General features: G+C 68.6%; 10 protein-coding genes. 5 read left to right on the top strand and 5 right to left on the bottom strand.

The window, feature by feature from the left end; genetic code table 11:
• Window positions 1-4: 4 nt before the first annotated feature.
• From VEB62_RS12220 to VEB62_RS12205, 4 genes are all read left to right on the top strand, one after another.
• Window positions 5-907, top strand: a complete 903-nt coding sequence (locus VEB62_RS12220) for an amidohydrolase family protein (protein WP_324799937.1) — start codon at window positions 5-7, stop codon at window positions 905-907.
• Window positions 908-969: 62 nt separating this feature from the next.
• Complete coding sequence (locus tag VEB62_RS12215; RefSeq protein WP_324799934.1) at window positions 970-2,232, top strand: sugar MFS transporter; 1,263 nt, start codon at window positions 970-972, stop codon at window positions 2,230-2,232.
• Window positions 2,232-4,514 (top strand): hypothetical protein, encoded by a 2,283-nt coding sequence (locus VEB62_RS12210; protein ID WP_324799931.1) that lies wholly within the window; start codon window positions 2,232-2,234, stop codon window positions 4,512-4,514. Before VEB62_RS12215 ends, VEB62_RS12210 begins: the two co-directional genes overlap by 1 nt.
• A 25-nt stretch (window positions 4,515-4,539) precedes the next feature.
• Window positions 4,540-5,988, top strand: coding sequence for an oligogalacturonate lyase family protein (locus VEB62_RS12205; protein ID WP_324799928.1), 1,449 nt, complete (start codon window positions 4,540-4,542; stop codon window positions 5,986-5,988).
• A gap of 65 nt (window positions 5,989-6,053) precedes the next feature.
• On the opposite strand, the gene VEB62_RS12200 is transcribed toward VEB62_RS12205, so the two are convergent.
• Window positions 6,054-7,517, bottom strand: a complete 1,464-nt coding sequence (locus VEB62_RS12200) for a pectate lyase family protein (protein ID WP_324799925.1) — start codon at window positions 7,515-7,517, stop codon at window positions 6,054-6,056.
• A 166-nt stretch (window positions 7,518-7,683) separates the two neighbouring features.
• Between VEB62_RS12200 and VEB62_RS12195 the strand changes: the two genes are divergently transcribed.
• Entirely contained in the window at window positions 7,684-10,428 is a 2,745-nt protein-coding gene (locus VEB62_RS12195) for a TonB-dependent receptor (RefSeq protein ID WP_324799922.1), read from the top strand.
• 78 nt (window positions 10,429-10,506) lie between these two features.
• Here the strand turns inward: VEB62_RS12195 and VEB62_RS12190 are convergent, their stop codons facing one another.
• The 4 genes from VEB62_RS12190 to uxaC form a co-directional block, all read right to left on the bottom strand.
• A complete protein-coding gene (locus tag VEB62_RS12190) occupies window positions 10,507-11,895 on the bottom strand; it encodes a glycoside hydrolase family 28 protein (RefSeq protein ID WP_324799919.1) in 1,389 nt (462 codons plus the stop codon).
• A 95-nt stretch (window positions 11,896-11,990) separates the two neighbouring features.
• Window positions 11,991-13,490 (bottom strand): UxaA family hydrolase, encoded by a 1,500-nt coding sequence (locus tag VEB62_RS12185; RefSeq protein ID WP_324799915.1) that lies wholly within the window; start codon window positions 13,488-13,490, stop codon window positions 11,991-11,993.
• Window positions 13,487-14,941 (bottom strand): mannitol dehydrogenase family protein, encoded by a 1,455-nt coding sequence (locus VEB62_RS12180; RefSeq protein ID WP_324799914.1) that lies wholly within the window; start codon window positions 14,939-14,941, stop codon window positions 13,487-13,489. The genes VEB62_RS12185 and VEB62_RS12180 overlap by 4 nt, the downstream gene beginning before the upstream one ends.
• 20 nt (window positions 14,942-14,961) lie before the next feature.
• A complete protein-coding gene (gene uxaC / locus VEB62_RS12175) occupies window positions 14,962-16,377 on the bottom strand; it encodes a glucuronate isomerase (protein ID WP_324799912.1) in 1,416 nt (471 codons plus the stop codon).
• Window positions 16,378-16,454: the final 77 nt, after the last annotated feature.

Raw genomic sequence — 16,454 nt, 5'->3', positions numbered from 1 at the left:
GCGGGTGGGCAGGGACCTTCGCATCGTCGATCCGCACGTCCACCTGTGGGACCTCTCCCGCGCGCGTTACGGCTGGCTGCAGGACGATCCCCTGCCGAACAATCCCGCCGGCGACATGCGCCCCATCGCGGGCCGGGACTATCTGCTGAAGGACTACCTCGCCGACTCGGCCGGCTGGCGGGTCGAGAAGATCGTGCACGTCGAGGCCGGGATGCCGCGCGGCCAGCAGCTGGGCGAGACCGACTGGCTGCAGGCCATGGCCGACGCCTGTGGCTATCCGCAAGCGATCGTCGCGGGCGCCGATCTGCTCGATCCCGATCTGGAGGCCCTGCTCGAAGCCCATGCCGCCCGGCCGAATGTGCGGGGCGTCCGCCAGATCGTCTGCTGGCACGAGAACCCACGGAAAACCTACATGGCCCGCGACCTGCTCGTCGATCCGGCCTGGGTCGCCGGGTTTTCGAAACTGGCGCGTCATGGCCTGTCCTTCGATCTTCAGCTCTATCCGTCGCAGATGGAGACCGCCGCCGGGATCGCCGCGCACCATCCGGACGTGCCGATGATCGTCAATCACGCCGGGTTGCCGACCGATCGCGACGAGGCGGGCATGGCGCGCTGGCGGAGCGGCCTGCGCCTGCTCGCCGCCCAGCCGCAGGTCTCGATCAAGATCTCGGGCCTGGGCATCACCGACCGCGCGTGGACGAGGGAGTCCCTTCGCCCGGTCGTGCTGGAGTGCATCGACGCCTTCGGGACCGGGCGCGCCATGTTCGCCTCGGACTTCCCGGTCGAAAGCGTCCACGGAACGTTCGACGCCTTCTATTCCGCCTTCGACGCCATCACCGCCAGCTTCAGCGCCGACGAGCGCGACCGCCTTTTCGCCGCCAACGCCGAGGCGATCTACCGCATCTGACTTTCACCCGCCGCAATCCGCGCCAAGACGGACAGGCCGCAGAGGACACCAGGAGAGACTACATGGTCATCGAGACCGACGCGGCCCACACCCCCGGCGGCCTGGCCGTGCCAGGCGGTTCGCTGAAGGGCCCCCTCGCCTTCGCCATCGCCTGCTTCCTGATCTGGGGCCTGGCCTACGGTCTGCTCGACGTGCTGAACAAGCATTTCCAGGAGACGCTCTCGATCAGCCAGGCCGACAGCGCCTGGCTGCAGATCGCCTATTTCGGGGCCTATCTGCTGCTCTCCTTCCCGGCCGGCATGCTGCTGCACGCGCGCGGCTACAAGGTCGGCATCGTCACCGGCCTGGTGGTCACCGCGGTCGGCGCCCTGCTGTTCATCCCGGCCGCCGCGGCCGGGGCCTTCGTCCCCTTCGTCGGCTCGATGTTCGTGCTGGCCGCCGGCCTGTGCGTGCTCGAGACCTCGGCCGACACCTATGTCAACGTGCTCGGCGACCCGGCCAGGGCGTCGCAACGCCTGAATCTGGCGCAGTCGTTCAACGCCCTGGGCGTCTTCTTCGGACCCCTGATCGGCGGCGCGGTCTTCTTCAGCCCGACCACAACGGCCGCCCTGGGCGGCGCGACCCGCTCGATCCAGATCGTCTACGGCCTGATCGCCATCGGCGTGGTCGCCTTCGCCATCGCCGTCTGGCGGGCGCGCCTGCCCGAGACCGGTTTGTCCGACCACGGCGACGCCATGCCCGGCGACGCGCCCGCCAAGCCCCTGTCGCGGCAGCCGCACTTCATCGCCGGCGTGATCACCCAGGCGCTCTACATCGGCGCCCAGGTCGGCATCGGGGCCTACTTCCTCAATCTGGCGACGCAGAACTGGGAAGGCCTGACGTCGCAGCAGGCGGCCTTCATGCTGTCGCTCGCCGCGATCGGTTATCTGGTCGGACGCTTCGCCGCGACGGGGCTGCTGCTGAAGGTCAGGCCGCGGGTCCTGCTGACCACCTATGGCGTCATCAACGTCGTCCTGACCCTGATCGTGGCGGCGGGGATCGAGAAGGTCTCGCCGATCGCGCTCGTGGCGGTCTTCTTCTTCATGTCGACCATGTTCGCCACGACCTTCGCCCTCGGCACCACGGGTCTGGGCGCCTCGACGAAGCGGGCGTCCTCGCTGATGGTCATGGCTATCGGAGGCGGCGTCCTGCTGCCCTGGCCGATGGGCAAGATCGCGGATCTCTACGGCGCCAATGTCGCCTTCCTGCTGCCGGCCGCCTGTTTCGCGGTCGTGGCCTGGTACGGCTGGAAGGGCGCGGGCCTCGGCCGCAGGGAGGCGATCTGATGGGCCTGCGCACCGCCCTGCTCGCCTTCACCCTGCTGGCCGGACCGACCGCCGCCTGCGCGCAGACGGTCGAGCCAGCGGCGGCGATCGCGCCGGCCGCGCCGATCGACCGGCAAGCCCTTGTCACGCGCCACAATCCGACGCTGACGGCCATCGACCGCCACGCGCCGGTTATGCTGGGCAATGGCGACATCGGCTTCACCGCCGACATCACCGGACTGCAGACCTTCCCGGAGCAGTATTCCGAGCTCGCCCCGCTGCTGACCATGGCCCAATGGGCCTGGCATACCTTCCCGAACCCGGAGGGCCACATCGAGCAGGACGGGCTGGTGAATGTGCCGGTCCCTAACCGGGGCGAGCAGCCCTACGCCTGGATGCGCTCGTGGGCCGAGGCTGAAACCAATCCGGCTTTCACCTGGCTGAGGGCCAATCCCCACCGGTTCTCGCTCAGCCGCATCGGACTGACGTTCACGAACGGCCAGCCGCTGGAGTTCGCCCGGGTCGCGGACACGCGCCAGACTCTGGACATGTGGACCGGCGCCCTGACCAGCCGGTTCAGCTATGACGGCCAGCCGGTCGAGGTGACGACGCGGGTCCACCCGACCCTCGACATGGTCATGGTCGAGATCGCCTCGACGCTGGTCGAGCAACGGGGTCTCGGCGTGCAGGTGCGCTATCCGGCGGTCGATCCGGCCATCAATCCGGACCCGACCTCGTTCGAGAGTACAGGCGCGCAAAGCCTCTCCATCGTCTCGCAGACGGCGCAGGAAACGCGCATTCGTCGCACCATCGACGACACGAACTACGTCTCCGCCATCGTGACCGACGGCCGCATCGGGCGGGCCGGCGACACCGACTTCCAGGTCACCCCGACAGACGGGCGACGCCTGACGGTCATGGTCCGCTTCGACCGGGAGAACAGCAACGTCCCGACGCCCGCCTTCGCCGATAGCGTCCGGGCGACGACGGCGCACTGGCGCGACTTCTGGAGCCGGGGCGGCGCGGTCGACTTCTCGGGCAGCACCGATCCGCGCGCGGCCGAGCTGGAGCGCCGCGTGGTGCTGTCCCAGTACCTCTCGGCCGTGAACGGCGCCGGCGAGCTGCCGCCCCAGGAAGAAGGCCTGTTCTCGAACAGCTGGTACGGAAAATTCCATCTCGAGATGCACCCGTGGCACTCGGGCTGGCAGGCCATGTGGGGTCACGCCGATCTGCTGGAACGCAGCCTGCCCTGGTATCTGGGCAATCTCGAAAACGCCCGGGCCGAGGCGGCGCGCCACGGCGTGAGAGGCGCCTGGTGGCCCAAGATGGCCGGGCCAGAAGGACGCAACAGCCCCAGCCTCGTCTCGCCCTTCATCATGTGGCAGCAGCCGCACCCGATCCTGCTGGCCGAACTGGTCTGGCGGGCGGAGAAGGATCTGGCCCTGCTGGACCGCTATGGAGAACTGGTCGAGGCGTCGGCGGACCTGCTGGCCTCATGGCCGCTGGACCAGGGCGGCCGGCTGAACCTCGGCCCTCCAATGATCCCGGCGCAGGAAAACTACGATCCCCTGACCACGACCAATCCGACGTTCGAGGTCGAATACTTCCGCTGGGCCCTGGAGACCGCCCAGGCCTGGCGCGCGCGCAGGGGTCAACCCCGTCGCGCCGACTGGGACGCGGCGCTGGCGAGGATCGCGCCGCCCCCCATGAAGGACGGCCTCTACCTGCCGGTCGAGAACGTGCCCGACTTCTGGGAGACGGCCGCCTCCGACGCCTGCCGCCGGCACGCCGCCGAGCCGCAGTGCAGGAACCGCGATCATCCCTCCTTCCTGATGGCCTACGGCTTCATCCCCGGCGCGCGGATCGATCCCGACGCCATGCGCCGCACCTTCGAGGCGGTGGAGGCGAACTGGGACATCCGCCAGACCTGGGGCTGGGACTTCCCGATGATGGCCATGACCGCTGCCCGGCTGGGCGAACCGGACAAGGCGGTCGACTGGCTGTTCGCCGATCTGAAGAACAACCAGTGGGGCCCGACCGGCATGACCCCGCGCGTGCATCTGGACGAGCATGCCGATGAACTGGTTCCGGTCTCGGCCGGGGCCGGCGGGGTCGAGATGGCGGTCAATCCGGACGGGCCGGGCTATCGCCGCGCCGCCGAGACCTACTTCCCGTCCAATGGCTCGCTGCTGATGGCCGTCGGTCTGATGGCCGGCGGCTGGGACGGCTCGACCGGCCACGCCCCGGGCTTTCCGAAGGAGGGCTGGACCGTCCGCGTCGAAGGTCTGACGCCCGCGCCATGATCCACGAAACACGGAGGAACGCCCCATGACGTTCGCGACGACGTCCCGCCGCACCGCCCTCAAGGCGCTGCTCGCCGCCCCGGCCGTCGGCGCCTTGGCGGGCGCGGTCCAGGCCCAGACGGCGCCGATCGCTTCGCCGACGGGCGCGCCGGTCTTTCCGGCCCCGAACACTGCACCGCCGATCCATCAGGTCGGCGACGCGCCGCCGCCGTGGCCGACCTGGGACGGTCCGGTTCCTGCCGACTGGATCGATCCGAAGACAGGCCACCGCGTTGTGCGTCTGTCCGGCGACGAGGGGGGCAACAAGCTCTATTTCTACCGCAACAGCTTCACGCCCGAGGGCGACGTGCTGGTCTTCTCGTCCTCCGAGGGGATCATCAAGGTCGAGCTCAACAACGGCTTCCGCCGCTCCGTGCTGGTGCCAGACGGTAACGCGGACCTGATGGTGACCGGGCGCAAGACCCGCACCGCCTGGTACACCGTCTCCGAACCCGGCGAGGGCCAGCCGACCGACCGGTCCCGCACCCTCTACGCCGTCGACGTCGACAGCGGCCGGACTCGCCGCGTCGCCCGTATCGAGCAGGGGCAGTTCAGCTCGATCAACGCGGATGAAACGCTGGTGGTCGGCACCGTCGCCTATGGCGCCCCGCCGCTACAGCCTGACGCCGCCGATCCCCGCAACCGCCGCGCCGGTCAGGCCGAGTACGCGGCGCTGGGACCCGACGGGAAGCCGCTGAACTTCGCCAAGGCCAAGGGCGTGCGCATGCTCCAGCGCTGGGCCGCCCGCGTGCCGATGGAGCTGTTCGTGGTCGACCTGCGCACCGGCGAACGCCGGGTCATCCACTCGGCGACCGACTGGCTGAACCATCCGCAGTTCTCGCCGACCGATCCCGACCGGATCATCTTCTCGCACGAGGGCCCGTGGCACCGGGTCGACCGGATGTGGACGATCAGGACCGACGGCACGGACCTGCGGATGCTGCACCGGCGGACGATGAATTTCGAGATCTTCGGCCACGAGTGGTTCAGCCCGGACGGCAAGGCGGTGATGTACGACCTGCAGACCCCGCGCGGCCAGGTGTTCTGGGTCGCCTCGGTCGATCTGGAGACCGGCAAGCGCATCTATCGCCGGGTCGAACAGAACAGCTGGTCGGTCCACTTCAACAGCGCGCCGGACGGGACCGTCTTCGCCGGCGACGGCGGCGACGCGGACATGGTCGCCCATGCGCCCGACGGCAAATGGCTGGTGCTGCTGCGTCCCGAACCGGTCATTGACGGCGATCCCGACAGCGACCAGGACGGCCTGATCTCGGTCGAATATCTGCGCACCGAACGGCTGGTCGACATGGCCCGCCACGACTACCGGCTCGAGCCCAATGTGACCTTCACGCCCGATGGGAAATGGGTGCTGTTCGTGTCGAACATGCACGGCCGAAACCACGTCTACGCCGCGGAGGTGGCGCGGACCGCCTGACGGGCGCCCGTATGGAAAGGGCTCCGGCTTGCGCCGGAGCCCCTCACCTTCACCGCGCGCTGCGGTCAGCTGACCAGACTGTTCAGATAGTCCTCGACGTGGGTGATCCCGTCGCCGTCGCGGTCGGCCGGACCGTCGGCGGCGTCAGCGGGGTTCAACCCGTTCACCCGCTCCCAGGAGTCCGGCATGCCGTCGCCGTCGCCGTCGGGCTGGACCTCGCCGCGCGGCAGTTCGGGCCAGCCGCCCACATCGGCTTGCGAGTTGATGATGCGACCCGACCGGTCCCGCACGGTCTGGACCACGCGCGCGTCGACCGGGTCGCGCCATTTCGACGCCCCGGCGCCGGCCAGCACCGCCTCGAAGGCCTCGGCCGCGGTCTGGGTGCGGACGCCGGCGAACTCGAACGGCTCGTCGCGTTTCCACCCCTCGCCCATCGACGAGATCACCGAGGCGTTCTGGTCGGGCATGACCACCCCGTCCATGGTGTTGCCGGACAGATGGACCGCCGCGCCCCGGTTGCGCAGGTACATCGTCAGGGGCGCGCAGGTGTTGGCGCCCTGGATGTAGGCGTTGTTGACCAGGTTCGCCCTGGTCACCGAGTTCGAATTCAGGTTGGCCCCGGCGGCGCAGCGGCTCTGGTTGTCCGGCCGCCCGTAGAAGGGATCCATGTTGTAGCCGCGGTCCAGACCGGTCTGCCAGTTGTAGAAGTCGGTCGTGGCCCCGTCGCCCCAGTTGTAGAAGACGTTGTTCCGGAAGTCGTAGATCACGCCTTCAGGATCCTCGGTCGCCGCCGCGTAGTTGCCGATGCGGGGCATGCGCGCCTGGTGGTGGGCCCACAGATTGTGGTGGAACGAGTATTTCGCGCCGAAACTGCCCTGGATCAGGCTGCCGTAGCCGTGCTCGCCCTTCTCGTGACCGGCGTTGTTCAACGCCTCCGAGATGATCGACCACTGCACGGTCACATTGGTCAGATGCCGGATCTCGCCGCCGGGCACGTAGCGCTGGGTCACCGACAGGGTCTCGTCGTTCGCCCAGCTGGCCGAGACATGGTCGATGATGATGTTCTCGCCCGCGCCCAGGGAGAAGGCGTCGCTCTCGGCGCCCGCCTCATCGCCCATGCGCGCGCGGATGTAGCGGGCGATGACGTTGTCGGCGTTGATCTGGATGGCGTGATCCCTGAGCGTGATCCCGCCGCCGGGCGCCGACTGGCCGGCGATGGTCAGGTCGCCGTTGCGCACGATGATGTCGGTCGTCAGCGGGATCGTGCCGTCGACGTCGAAGACGACGATCCGCGGTCCTGACGCTTCAAGAGCGGCTCTCAGGCTGCCCTCTCCGGCGTCGTTCAGATTGGTGACCTTGATGACCCGACCGCCGCGGCCGCCGGTGGTGAATCGACCGAAGCCCTCGGCTCCCGGGAAGGCCAGCGGCCGCCCCTCTTCGCCGGCCGCCGGAAGTCCCGCCTGCGATCCGGTGGCGCAGGCGCTCATCAGGGCAAGCAGGGCGATGCCGCCCAAGGCTTTGATTTTCACGATATTTCTCTCCCGTCGGCCAACCGTCACGCGGCAGCTCCGGCTCCATGTTGCAAAAAGCGAGAAGCTGTTGCAAGAAGTGGAACTCGCCGCATCCGATTATGCGCGACAGAATACCAAAAAATGACACCGGTGCCAGAGCGCCGGGTCGGGGAGAGGAAACAGCATGCGACCCATCACTACCCGAGCCCTGTGCGCCGCCGGCGTGTCCGCGTTCGCCCTGGCGGCCGCGCTGCCGGCCATGGCGCAAACCCCGCCGACGGCCCCCGCCGCCCCGGTCGCCGAACCGACCCAGGACGCCGAAGCGGTCGAGGTCGAGGAGATCGTGGTCACCGGCTTCCGGTCCAGCCTTCAGCAGGCGCTGAACATCAAGCGGCGCGAGGCCGGCGCAGTCGACGCCATCCTCGCCGAGGACATCGCCGACTTCCCCGACCAGAACCTCGCCGAGGCCATCCAGCGCCTGCCGGGCGTGACCATCGACCGGGTCAACGGCCAGGGCACGACGATCTCGGTGCGCGGCCTGGGCGCGGACTTTACCCGGACCCGGATCAACGGCCTCGAGGCCCAGGCGGCCTCCGGCGGCAACCGTAACCGCAGCTTCGACTTCTCGATGTTCGCCTCGGAGCTGTTCAACAGCATCAGGGTCCGCAAGACCCAGTCGGCCGAAATCGAGGAAGGGTCGCTGGGCTCGACGGTCGATCTGCAGACCGGCCGTCCGCTGGACTTCGGCGGCGGCGGACTGAACGCCGCCATGTCGGTGCAGGGCTCATACAACGACCTGTCGGAAACGACCGTCCCCCGCCTGGCCGGCCTGCTGAGCTGGTCGAACGAGGACGAGACCTTCGGGGCCCTGGTGTCGGTCGCCTATTCCGAACGCTCGCCGATCCTTGAAAGCTTCAACACCACCCGCTGGCAGAAGGGCAATCCCGCCCAGGCCTACGGCGTCGGCCAGAACTTCGGCGGATGCACGCCCTGCACGACGAGCGCCGAACGGACCGAGGTCCTGAACGCCTTCTATCCGCGCATTCCGCGATACACCTTCGGCAACACCCAGGAGGATCGGCTGGGCCTGACCAGTTCGGTGCAATGGCGTCCCAGCGACCGCACCGAGGTGGTGCTGGACATGCTGTGGTCGCGGTTCAACTCCGAACTGGAGAGCCCCAACCTCGAGGCCTGGTCCTTCAGCCGCGCCGCCGTGAACAACGTCATCCTGCGCGACTATGAGATCGATCCCGAAAAGAACATCCTGTCCTACGGCGTCTACGACAACGTCCTTGTCCGCTCGGAAAACGGCTTCACGCGTAACGAGAGCAACTTCTACCAGGCGTCGCTGAACGTCCGGCACGACTTCACGGACAGCCTGCACGGCAATCTGAAAATCGGCGCCAACCGATCGGAAGCGCGCACGCCGCTCAACGTCGCCTATGCCTTCGAGGCCAGCGGCGTGAACGGCTACACCATCGACTTCCGTGACAATGATCGCCTGCCGATGATCAACTACGGCTTCGACGTCACCTCGGGCGACCGGTTCACCCTGGTCCAGGCCACGCGCAGCAGCAGCGGCGGCAATTTCGAAAACAATGTCGCCGCCGGATCGCTGGCCTATGACGCGACGCCCGAGCTGACGTTCAAGTTCGGTGGCGAGTACCGCACCTACGGCTTCGAAAACTTCGGCCTGGCGCGGGCGATCACCAGCCCCTCGGGCGCGGACCGGCTGACCGACGTCGACTCGATCGGCAGGGTCGTCAGCATCGACGGCGGGATCGGCGTGCCGGCGGGGTCGAACCTGAACTACATCATCCCCGACATCGGCAAGATCGCCGAGTTCCTGAGCATCTACGACGATCCGCTGGTCGCCAACCGCAGCGAACGGGAAGTCGAGGAGACGGACCAGGGCGTCTTCTTCCAGAACGATTTCAACACCACCATGGCCAACATGACGGTGCGCGGAAACCTCGGCCTCCGCTACGCCCGGACCGAAGTCGAATCGAGGGGCTGGCAGACCGTCACCCAGGCGGGCGCCCCGCCGAGCTACAACTATGTCACGGCCACGAACGCCTACGACGATCTCCTGCCGTCCTTCAACCTGGTGATTGAACCGCGCGACGACCTGCTCATCCGCCTGGCCGCCGCCAAGGTGATGTCCCGTCCCTCGCTGGGCGACCTGACCCCGGGCGGCGGCGTGTCCCCGACGACGCGCACGGTGTCCTACGGCAACCCGCTCCTCCAGCCCTTCCGCGCCACAAACTACGACGCCTCGATCGAATGGTACTTCCAGAACGAGGGCCTGCTGGCCGTCGCGGTCTTCCACAAGGACATCGCCAGCTTCATCACCTCGGTGACGCAGTCCGTCGTGTGGAGCGACCTGGGCCTGCCCAACGAACTGCTGCAGGGCGCGGCCCAGCCGACCGACGTCTTCCAGGTCACCCGCAGGCTCAACGGCGAAGGCGGCTCCCTGAACGGCATCGAGATCCAGTACCAGCAGCCGTTCACCTTCCTGCCCGGCTTCTGGTCGAACTTCGGCTTCATCGGCAACATCACCTACGTCGACTCCGAGGTGAGCTATGGAACGGCCGGCAAGAACCGTCTGACGGGGCAGTCGAAGAACACCTACAACGCGACCCTCTACTACGAGGACGGACCGTTCCAGGCTCGCGTCTCGGCCGCGCACCGCAGCCAGTATCTGCTGTCCTTCCCGGGCAGCAACGGCAACTCGGAAGAGGGCGTCAACGACACGCTCAACGTCGACTTCTCGATGTCCTACGACATCACCGACAACCTGACCTTCTCGCTCGAGGGCATCAACCTGACCGACGAGTACGTCGACCGCTACGTCGATGCGACGGACCGCGTGTCGGACTACCGTCACACCGGCCGCGAAGTCGCCGTGGGATTGCGCTGGAAGTACTGATCCTTCCCTCCCTGAATGCTTTCAGCGCGATTGACTGGCCCGGAGCGAAAGCTCCGGGCCTTCTTTTTCTGGCTGGCCTCAGGCGGCGCGGGTCCGCAGGCCGGTCACGTTGCGCGAGTCCGTCATCTTCGGCCCGGTCCCGTCCAGGGTGTCGATATTGCAGTCGACGAAGCGCCAGTTCTCGGCGTTGGCGATCGAGCCGGCCTCGCGGACATCCCAGTCCAGCCGCTCGAAGGTGAAATCGCGCAGCGGCGCTTCGGGATAGGCGGCCGCTTCAAAGCCGATCTTGCCGCCCACCGCCTTGATGTCCGACAGACGGACATCGTGGATGTGCGGGATGCCCTGCTCTCTTGGCACCGGAGTCGCCAGGGCGCGCCAATAGTCCGGCACGTCGGTGATCTCCGGCGGGATCCGGGCGTAGCTGTAGCTCGGGTACCAGTTGAGATTGACGCGAAACAGGGTGGCCACGTCCTGCAGGTGGATCCGGTTCAGCCGGATGTTCGAGATGGTCCCGCCGCGGGTGTGGCCGGACTTGAAGAATATGCCCAGCGGCACCGGATATTCGATGCGCAGGCCGGACACCTCGATGTCCTCGAACCCGCCCGACGTCTCGCTGCCGAAGGTCATGCCGGCCAGGGCGTCGCGGACCACGCAGTCGCGGACGCGCACCTCGCGACAGGGCCGCGCCACGCGCAAACCATCCCAGTCGCGTCCGGCCTTGATGCAGATGGCGTCGTCGTTGACCGCCAGATCACAACGCTCGACCAGCACGCGCTCGGACGAGTCGATGTCGATGCCGTCGGTCGAGGGTCCCCGCCCGCCGATGTTGTTGCGTACGATCAGGTCGGACACCGTGACGTCGCGCGAATAGCAGACGTGCACCGTCCAGAACCCCGACCGCGTCAGGTTCAGTCCCGAGACCTCCACCTGGTCCGAGTCATAGACGTGAATCAGGCGCGGACGCCGGCAGTCGTAGTCCGCCGCCCAGCGCAGGTCGCGCGGGTCGTAGTCGCGCCGCATGGCCCAGTAGCTGTCCCAGAATACCTTGCCATCCCCGTCCACCGTGCCCTCGCCGGTGATCCGGGCGTTGCGCTCGCGATAGACGTTGAGAAGCCCGGCGGGCCACTCCATCTCGATGCCCGCCACGCGCGTGCGGACCATCGGATAGGCGGACAGGTCGCGCAGACCCCTGAGGATCGCGCCCCGGCCGATCGCCAGGGTGACGCCCGACTTCACGAACAGAGACCCGGACAGATAGAGGCCCGGGTTCAGGGCCACCGTGCCGCCGCCCTGCGCCGCCGCCGCGTCGATGGCGGCCTGGATGGCGCGCGTGTCGATCGTCGCGCCGTCTCCGGCCGCGCCGAAGTCCGAGGCGTTCAGCGTCGCGCCGGAAACCTGGGCCCAGACCGGGGCGGCCGAGGCGAGCGCGCCCGTCAATCCGAGTTGCAGCATGTGCCGGCGATGCATGGGCGCGTCCTCCGCCGCTGGGCGCGGCGTTCCATATTGTGCCTATCAATCCCACGATAACGGATGGGTTGCCGAGAGCAAGCGCGCGGACCCAGCTAGAGGTAGGCGCCCACCGCCCAGGGCACGAACTCGTTGTCGCCGATGCCGAGCGCCTCGGACTTCGAGGGTTCGCCCGAGGCGACGGCCAGCATCTTGCGGAAGATCTCCTCGCCGACCTCGGCCACGGTCGCGCCGGTGAGGACGGGCGAGGCGTCGATGTCCATGTCCTCGTCCATCCAGCTGGCCAACCTGGCGTTGGACGCCACCTTGATCGATGGGGCCGGCTTGGCGCCGAAGACGGAGCCGCGCCCGGTGGTGAAGACGATCAGATTGGCCCCCGAGGCGATCTGCCCGGTCGCCGAGCACGGATCATAGCCGGGACTGTCCATGAAGCTGAGACCACTGGCCCGCAGCGGTTCGGCATAGCCGATCACGTCGTTCAGCGGCGTCGAGCCCGACTTGGCGACCGCGCCCAGCGACTTCTCCAGGATGGTGGTCAGGCCGCCCTTCAGATTGCCGGGGGACGGGTTGTTGTTGAGCTCCATCTGGTGGCGTTCGGCGTAATCCCGCCACCAGTCGAGGCGGGCGTTGAGCCTGTCCGCCACCGCCTGCGAGGCCGCGCGGCGCAGCAACAGGTGTTCGGCCCCCCAGATTTCCGGCGTCTCCGACAGCATGGCCGAGCCGCCGTGGGCGACCAGCAGGTCGACCGCCGCGCCCAGCGCCGGATTGGCCGTGACGCCGGACCAGCCTTCCGAACCGCCGCACTGAAGGCCGACCGTCAGATGGGCGGCGGAGACCGGCCGGCGCTGAACCCTTGCGGCCTCCTCGACCAGTTCGCGGACCACGCCGACGCCGGCCTCGATGGCGCGGGCGGTGCCGCCGGCCTCCTGGATGGTCAGGGTGCGCAGGTTCGGACCCGCCGCCAGCCCGGAGCGGGACAGCCAGTCGGGGATCTGGTTGGCCTCGCAGCCCAGACCGACGATCAGGATCGAATGGAAGTTCGGATGCCGCGCATAGCCCGCCAAGGTCCGCTGCAGCACCTCCACGTCGCCGGACAGTGACGAGCCGCCGCAACCGCCCTGATGGGTGAAGGCGACCACTCCGTCCACGCCGGCGGGCAGGCCGGAGTCGGGGAAGGCGTCGGCGATCCGGCGCGCCACGGTGGCCGAGCAGTTCACGCTGGTCAGCACGCCGATGAAGTTGCGCGTGCCGATGCGGCCGTCCGGCCGGACGATGCCCTGGAATGTGGCTCCGGTCAGGGGCGCGGGAGGACGGGCGTCAACGCCGACCTCGGCCTCGCGCCCGTCGTCGGCCATGGCCAGGTTGTGGACGTGGACGTGGTCGCCGGCGGTGATGTCGGCGCTGGCGCGGCCGATCACCTGGCCATAGCGGCGGACAACCCCGCCCGCCGTCACGGACCGGCGCGCGATCTTGTGGCCGGTGGCGATGTCGGCGCGGGCGGGCGTCGCCATGCCTTCGGGCGTTTCGCCGGCCGTGATGTCGTCCAGGGCGATGGCGACATCGTCGATCGGGTTCAGGATCAGCACGCGGCTCATCGAGCACTCTCCGTCACACGGCGGGCGGCCCCGACCGCGCCGTGCATGGTGAGCGACAGGGAAGCCTCGGTGACCGCCGTGACAAAGCGAGGGTCCGCCGCCAGAGCGGGCGGGAACACCGCAGAAAGCGTGAGCAGGGCCGCGACCCGGGCCTGATCGCTGTCGGCGCCGGCCAGCAGTTCCGCGGTCCGGGCGGCGAGCGGATCGTCGACAACGAAGACCTCGCCGCTCTCGGTGACGCCCGACTGCCAGCGCATCCAGGCGGCGACGCCCAGCGCGATGGCCGCGATCCCCTGCCCCGCCGCCAGCCGTTCGGCGGCCCCGGCCAGCAGCCGCTGCGGCAGCTTCTGCGACCCGTCCATGGCGATCTGCCGGGTCCGGTGCATCAGGGCCGGGTTGGAAAAGCGCGCCATCAGCTCGCGGCGATAGGCGGCGATGTCGAGCCCGGGCGGGGGGTTCAGCGTCGTTTCCGCCTCGTCCCACAAGGCGTCGACATAGGCCCGGAGGGCGGGCCGGGCCACGGCCTCGTGCACATGCTCAAGACCCGACAAGGCGCCGAGATAGGCGATGGCCGAATGCGCGCCGTTCAAGAGGCGCAGCTTGGCGTCCTCCCACGGCTCCACGGCGTCGGTCAGCTGGACGCCGAGCGCGGCGAAGTCCGGGCGCTCGCCGGCGAAGCGATTCTCGATGACCCACTGGGTGAAGGGCTCGGCCTTGACCATGCCCTCGTCGCGGACGCCCAGCCGCGCCTCGAGCCGCGAGATGTCCTCCGATGTCGTCGCCGGGACGATGCGGTCGATCATGGTCTGGGGAAAGGCGCCCTCAGCCGCGATCCAGTCGGCCAGCGCCGGCTCCACACGCCGCGCCATGGCCAGCACCGCGGCCCGAATGCGGCGGCCGTTGTGCGGAAGGTTGTCGCAGCTGATGACGGTGAACGGCTTCAGGCCCGCCGCCCGACGCACGTTCAGGGCCGCGACGATGAAGCCCGGGGCGGTGCGGGGCGCCGAGATGTCCGCCAAGTCGGCGGCGACATCGGGGTCGTCGACCAGCAGTTCACCCGTCGCCGGGTCGAGGCGATAGCCCTTCTCCGTCACGGTCAGGGTGACGATGTGCACGTCCGCGTCGGCCATGGCCGCGACCAGGGCGCCGGGGTCTTCCGGCCCGACCAGAACACCCCGGCAGGCGCCGATGACGCGCAGATGCTCCCCGGCGCCGTCGCGGACGACCAGGGTGTAGAGGCCGTCCTGCGGCTCCAGCTGGTCGCGCACCCCCGGTGATCGAAGCGAGGCGCCCAGCACGCCCCAGCGCGGGTCGCCGGCAGCCAGGGCGTCGTCGAACACCACCGCCTGATGCGCGCGGTGAAACGCTCCGATGCCGAGGTGGACGACGCCGGTCTTCACCGCCGCCCGGTCATAGGCCGGATGGGCCACATCGGCGGGAAGGCCGGGCAAGGCGGCTTCGGACAGGCGGGTCACAGCCTGTAGGCCGCCTTGACCAGATCATAGGTCAGGGCCCGGGCCACCTCGTGCGCCTCGTCCTCCTCCATGCGGTGCTCGACCACCAGCTTCGCCAGGAAACCGCAGTCCATGCGCCGGGCCACGTCATGCCGCGCCGGGATCGACAGGAAGGCGCGGGTGTCGTCGTTGAAGCCGACGGTGTTGTAGAAGCCCGCCGTCTCGGTGGCCTGCTCGCGGAAGCGGCGCATGCCCTCGGGACTGTCGTGGAACCACCAGCTCGGGCCCAGCTTCAGGGCCGGATAGTGGCCGGCCAGCGGGGCCAGTTCGCGGCTGTAGCTGGTCTCATCCAGGGTGAAGAGGATCAGGGTCAGGCGGGTGTCCGAACCGAACCGGTCCAGCAACGGCTTCAGCGCCCGGACATAGTCGGTCCGGGTCGGGATGTCGGCGCCCTTGTCGCGGCCGAAACGGTCGAACACCGTGGCGTTGTGGTTGCGGAACGATCCGGGATGCAGCTGCATCACCAGCCCGTCCTCGACGGACATGGCGGCCATCTCGGTCAGCATCTGGCCGCGGAACAGCTCGGCGTCCTCCGCCGTCGCCGGACCGGTCGAGACGCGCCGGAACAGGGCCTCGGCCTCCGCCTTCGGCAGGTCGGCGGTGAAGGCCGTCGGGTGGCCATGATCGGTGGAGGTGGCCCCCATCTCCGCGAAGACGGCGCGGCGGTCGCGCAGGGCCTGCAGGTAGCCGTCCCACGACAGCGTATCGCGACCGGTCTGGTCGGCCAGGACCTTCAGATTGTCGCGGAAGCCCTCATAGTCCGGATCCAGCACCGGGTCCGGGCGATAGGCGGTCAGCACCCGGCCCTTCCAACCCGAGTCCCGGATGGTCTTGTGATGCTCCAGCGTGTCGAGCGGCGACTCCGTCGTGGTCAGCACCTCGATGTTGAAGCGGTCGAACAGCGCCCGGGGCCGGAAGGCGGCGGTCTTCAACGCGGCGTCGATGACGTCGTAATAGTGGTCCGCCGTTTCGGCCGACAGGCGGACGTCGATGCCGAAGGCCTCGGCGTAGACCCAGTCGTGCCACATCCGCGACGGCGTGCCCCGGAACAGGTGATAGTTTTCGGCGAAGCGCCGCCAGATTCTGCGCGGATCGGTCTCCACGGGCCCGCCATCGGCGCGTGGAACGCCCAGGTCCTCCATCGCCATCCCCTGGCTATAGAGCATGCGGAAGACGTAGTGGTCCGGCGTGATCAGCAGCTCGGCCGGATTGGCGAACGGCTCGTTCAGCGCGAACCACGACGGATCGGTGTGCCCGTGCGGGCTGATGATCGGCAGGTCCCTGACCCCGGCGTAGAGCCGCCGCGCCACGGCGCGCGTGTCCGGATCGGACGGAAACAGCCGATCGGGATTGAGCTTGAGCGGTTGGGGCATGGGTCCCTCCTGTCCGGCGGCTGTTCTACGACACTGCCGGATATAACCGACGCATCAAAAAAGACACCGGTTACCTT

The sequence above is a fragment of the Brevundimonas sp. genome (assembly GCF_035626975.1).
Lineage (GTDB): Bacteria > Pseudomonadota > Alphaproteobacteria > Caulobacterales > Caulobacteraceae > Brevundimonas.
Note: the sequence above shows the minus strand (reverse complement) of the source record. Positions and strands in the feature narration are given on the sequence as shown.

Bases quoted from the DNA above. Each gene is read 5' to 3' on its own strand.
- VEB62_RS12215 (WP_324799934.1), top strand. From the start codon at position 970: ATGGTCATCGAGACCGACGCGGCCCACACCCCCGGCGGCCTGGCCGTG.
- VEB62_RS12210 (WP_324799931.1), top strand. From the start codon at position 2,232: ATGGGCCTGCGCACCGCCCTGCTCGCCTTCACCCTGCTGGCCGGACCG.
- VEB62_RS12205 (WP_324799928.1), top strand. From the start codon at position 4,540: ATGACGTTCGCGACGACGTCCCGCCGCACCGCCCTCAAGGCGCTGCTC.
- VEB62_RS12195 (WP_324799922.1), top strand. From the start codon at position 7,684: ATGCGACCCATCACTACCCGAGCCCTGTGCGCCGCCGGCGTGTCCGCG.
- VEB62_RS12190 (WP_324799919.1), bottom strand. From the start codon at position 11,895: ATGCATCGCCGGCACATGCTGCAACTCGGATTGACGGGCGCGCTCGCC.
- VEB62_RS12185 (WP_324799915.1), bottom strand. From the start codon at position 13,490: ATGAGCCGCGTGCTGATCCTGAACCCGATCGACGATGTCGCCATCGCC.
- uxaC (WP_324799912.1), bottom strand. From the start codon at position 16,377: ATGCCCCAACCGCTCAAGCTCAATCCCGATCGGCTGTTTCCGTCCGAT.